The sequence below is a fragment of the Sphingomonas sp. RIT328 genome (assembly GCF_000632225.1).
Taxonomy (GTDB): Bacteria; Pseudomonadota; Alphaproteobacteria; order Sphingomonadales; family Sphingomonadaceae; genus Sphingomonas; species Sphingomonas kyungheensis.
On sequence record NZ_JFYV01000050.1, the window covers coordinates 1 to 4,186 of the forward strand.

At 68.4% G+C, this 4,186-nt stretch carries 3 protein-coding genes; 2 read left to right on the forward strand and 1 reads right to left on the reverse strand.

The window, feature by feature from the left end; genetic code table 11:
• Positions 1-281 precede the first annotated feature (281 nt).
• Positions 282-1,439 (forward strand): glycoside hydrolase family 68 protein, encoded by a 1,158-nt coding sequence (locus tag BW41_RS16715; RefSeq protein WP_037535839.1) that lies wholly within the window; start codon positions 282-284, stop codon positions 1,437-1,439.
• Positions 1,440-1,448: 9 nt separating this feature from the next.
• Here the strand turns inward: BW41_RS16715 and BW41_RS16720 are convergent, their stop codons facing one another.
• Positions 1,449-2,549: an alpha/beta hydrolase fold domain-containing protein gene (locus tag BW41_RS16720; protein ID WP_037535841.1), complete on the reverse strand. Its 1,101-nt coding sequence runs from the start codon at positions 2,547-2,549 to the stop codon at positions 1,449-1,451.
• 176 nt (positions 2,550-2,725) lie between these two features.
• On the opposite strand from BW41_RS16720, the gene BW41_RS16725 reads away from it, so the two are divergent.
• Entirely contained in the window at positions 2,726-4,102 is a 1,377-nt protein-coding gene (locus BW41_RS16725) for a neutral/alkaline non-lysosomal ceramidase N-terminal domain-containing protein (RefSeq protein WP_200870455.1), read from the forward strand.
• Positions 4,103-4,186 lie beyond the last annotated feature (84 nt).

The following is a 4,186-nucleotide window of genomic DNA, read 5'->3' on the forward strand; positions in this document are numbered from 1 at the left end:
GCGAGAGCCCCGGACTCGAGCGGCCACAAGGCCATACCCGCACCGCCCCCCAGCAGCACGGAACGCCGATTCGGCATAAGCGTATTCCCCCCCAGCCAGGTGTCCGTCCCCCGGCCGCCCTCGGCAGGCGCACCGATATACATCCGAAACAGACATACCATCTCATCGATCGAAGTCCACCCGGCGATGATCGCTCCAGAACGATGAGCAATCGTTTGCCACCCGCGCTTCTTCGCGATAAGCCAGCAGCTTGCCGGGGTCGGCGAAGCGACGGAGAGAAGATGCTGCGGGTTGAGGAAACGTCGGGGCGGGTGCGTGCGGCGCCGGCACGCTGGACCGTGGGCGACGTCGCCCGGATCGATCCGGCCCGCTGCCCTGCCGCGCCGCTGATCGGTGCGGACGATGTCGCGCGGATTTCCGACGATCTCGACATCTGGGATGCCTGGCCGGTGCAGGACGATGCCGGCATGCCCGCGGCGATCGGCGCCGGCGAGACCTTGTGGATGGCGCTCGGCGCGCCGCGGTTCGACGATCCGGACGCACGCCACGGCCATGCCCGGATCCACCTGCTGCGCCATCGCGATGGCCGATGGCAGGACCTCGGCCCGGCGATGCCCGACGGCTTCGCGCCGGGCAGCCGCGAATGGTCGGGATCGGCGGTGCTGGAGGCCGACGGGACAACGCTGACGCTCTATTTCACCGCCGCGGGTCGTCGCGGCGAGGCGGAGACGAGCTTCGAACAGCGGCTGTTCCGTGCGCACGCGCGGCTGGTGATCGAAGACGACACGCCCGCCTTGCGCGACTGGCGCGACCTTGCCGAGATCGTCGTCCGCGATCCGCGCTATTATATGGCGAGCGATGCCGGCACCGGCGCGATTGGCACGATCAAGGCCTTTCGCGATCCCGCCTATTTCCGCGACCCGGCCGATGGCCGCCGCGCCTTGTTCTTTGCCGGATCGCGCGCCGAGGCGACGGGCGAGTTCAACGGCGTCATCGGCCGCATCGATGCCGATCGGGACGGTGCGCCGCACTGGCAATTGCAGCCGCCGATCGTCGACGCGACCGACGTCAACAACGAGCTCGAACGGCCGCATGTCGTCGCCCACGGCGGCCGTTATTATCTGTTCTGGTCGACGCAGCGCCACGTCTTCGCTCCCGCCTGCGCGCATGCGCCGACCGGCCTGTACGGCATGGTCGCCGAGTCCCTCGACGGCGACTGGACCCCGCTCAACGGCAGCGGCCTGGTCTTCGCCAACCCTGCCGACGCACCGCGGCAGGCGTATAGCTGGCTGGTGCTGCCGGATCTGTCGGTGATCAGCTTCATCGACGATTGGGGTCGCGGCACCGCCGACGCGGGCGCGCGGCGATTCGGTGCCACCTTCGCGCCGGTGCTGCACCTGACGCTCGACGGCGCACGCGCGACCCTCGCCGGCGACTGAGCGCCGCGGTCAGCGCGTCATGTGGGTGGCGAAGAATTTCGCCATCACTGCATAGGCCTCGCGCGATTCGGGAAGGTCGGCGTTGTAGAAGAAGCCGTGGAACATGCCGTCCCAGGCATGGAACTGCGACTCGACGCCGACCCGCGCCAGCGCGTTATGCGAGTTGAGCGCCGCGCTCATCTCGAAGGCGCGCGTGCCGGTTATGAACAGGGTCGGCGGAAAGGCGCGCAGCGTGTCGGGCGAGACCAGCGGATAGGCCTGGGGATCGTCGGCACGCGCCGCCGCGAGATAGGCCATCGGCGGCATCGCCGGCCGCTGGCCGGGTGGCGGCGGCGGAAATGTGAAGCCGTTGAGCGGCCCGGCCAGCACCGCCGAATCCCCCGCGGCCAAAGCGCCGAGCGAGGCGCAGAACACGCCCGCCGCCGCCGGCATCGGCAGCTTGCGCTGGTGGAAGCGCGACAGCACCTCCGCGGTCAGCATGCCGCCTGCCGAACAGCCGTACAGCACCATATGCTCGGGCCGATAGGTCTTGAGCAGCGCGCGATAGACCGCCTCGACATCCTCGCTGCCGGCCGGAAAGGCATATTCGGGCGACATGCGATAATCGACCGAGATCACCTTGATCCGCATGATCGCCGCCAGCGGCACCGATTCGACCAGCGAGGCGGAACGGCCGCCGGTGGTGAAGCCGCCACCGTGCAGGTTGATCAGCACGCGGTCGCGGTTTTCGGGCGCGATCCCCGCCGAGGGCGTCACCACGTCGGTGACGATGCCGCCGATCCGCTGCTCCGCGATATCGACCGCATAGCGGCGGCGCATCGGTGCGAGGAAGTCGCGCATGATGCCGTCCTGCCGCGCCCGCTCCGCCCTGATGTCGGCAGCGGGGGCGCCGAACGGCTTGTCGACGATCAGGTGCCGCAGATAGTCCGCGCCCTCGCGGCTCATCAGGTCGGAGAGCGGCACGCGCACCCCGTCGAGCGCGACGGTGCCGTCCTGCGCCGCTGCGGGCTTGGGCGCCGGCGCGGTCTGCGCCGCCGCGGTAACTGCCATGCCGCCGGCGAGGATCGCCGCCATCGCCGCGCGCCCTGCCCGCCCCTGTCCGTGCCGCATCCGTCTCTCCTGTCGCCGCCGTTGCCGCGGTATCGCACCATCCTGCGCAACCCCGTTCGCTTTGGCAATCGATTTGCCAATCACGATGACCGGGGCCCGTCGATAGGTATCGAGAGCTGTTGTAATCGATTGTCGAGCGGTTATGCTGCGGTAAAGCAAGCAGACAGGAGAGGTTGATGACAAGGTTTCCGCTGGCGATGGCTGCGTGCGTGCTCGCGTTGCAGACCCCGGCCATGGCGCAGGCGCAAGCGCAGGCCGAGGAACCGGCGGCTGCCGTGCCGTTCCGCGCCGGCGCCGCCAAGATCGACATCACCCCCGCCAAATCCTCGCTCCCCAAGGGGTTCGAAGGCGTCAACGATCCGATCTACGCACGCGTCGCGGTGCTCGACGACGGCAGCAGCCGCGCCGCGCTGATCTCGGTCGACGCCGGTGCGATCCCCAATGAGATCTGGTCGGCGGTGACGCAGGGCGCACAGACGGAATTGGGCATCGCGCCCGAACGGCTGATGATCACCGCGACGCACACCCACAGCGTCCCCTTCCGCATGGATCCGACGATGAGCGGCAAGATCATGACCGCGCTGCGCGAGGCGGCGGGCAGGTTGCAGCCGGCGCGGATCGCTTATGGCCAGGGCGTCTCCTACATCAACGTCAACCGCAACATTATCGACCCGAAGACGCATCGCTGGTGGGAAGGGCCGAATTACGAGGGGCCGTCGGACAAGACAGTCGCCGTGGTGCGGATCGAGACCACCGCCGGCCAGCCGATCGCCATCTATTACAATTATGCCGTCCACGCGGTCATCAACGGCCAGCTCGACCAAGTCAGCGGCGACATTCCCGGTGCGACCTCGCGCTACATCGAGGATTCGCTCGACAACAAGGCGGTGGCACTGTGGAGCGAGGGCGCCGCGGGCGACCAGAACCCGATCTTCTTCCAGCAGACCTACGACCTGCGCGCGATCCGCGTCGCCGATTACGCCAAGCGCGGCGAGGATATCAGCAACGCCATGCCGCCCGGCGGCCAGGGCCTCAACAAGCGCAACCCGCAGGTCGTCCGGCTGATGAACCAGCAGCGCCAGCTCGCCAACGCCATGGGCCAGATGCTCGGCGAGGAGGTGCTGCGCGTCAATCGCGACACGCTCGACCGGCCGGAGGTCGCGCCGCGCCTGTTCGGCGCGAGCAAGACGATCACCTGCCCCGGCCGCACCCGCACCGATCAGGGGCGCGCCGGCTATCCCGGCACCTATACCGACGGCGATCCGCTGCCGATCCGGCTGAGCATGCTCAAGATCGGCCATATCGAGATCGGCGGCGTCAATGCCGAGGTGTTCAACCCGATCGCGCAGCGCTTCAAGGCACGGGCCGGCTCGGCGCGGACGATGATGGCGACGCTGACCAACGGCATGGCCGGCACCGGCTATATCCCGAATGACGAAGCCTATGGCCAGAACACCTTCGAAGTCGTGTCGTCGCGGCTCAAGCAGGGTTGCGCCGAAACCGGCATCATCAACGGCCTGCTCGATCTCGAACAACAGGCGGACCGCCGCTGATTTGCCGGACGGCGGGGCGGCCGGCCTTGACGGGGCCGCCGCCTTCGCGTCTGGCTCTTTTAAAACTCTCCGAGCCCAAGGGGA

Coding starts and splice junctions, on each gene's coding strand:
- BW41_RS16720 (WP_037535841.1), bottom strand. CDS start 2,549: ATGCGGCACGGACAGGGGCGGGCAGGGCGCGCGGCGATGGCGGCGATC.
- BW41_RS16725 (WP_200870455.1), top strand. CDS start 2,726: ATGACAAGGTTTCCGCTGGCGATGGCTGCGTGCGTGCTCGCGTTGCAG.
- BW41_RS16715 (WP_037535839.1), top strand. CDS start 282: ATGCTGCGGGTTGAGGAAACGTCGGGGCGGGTGCGTGCGGCGCCGGCA.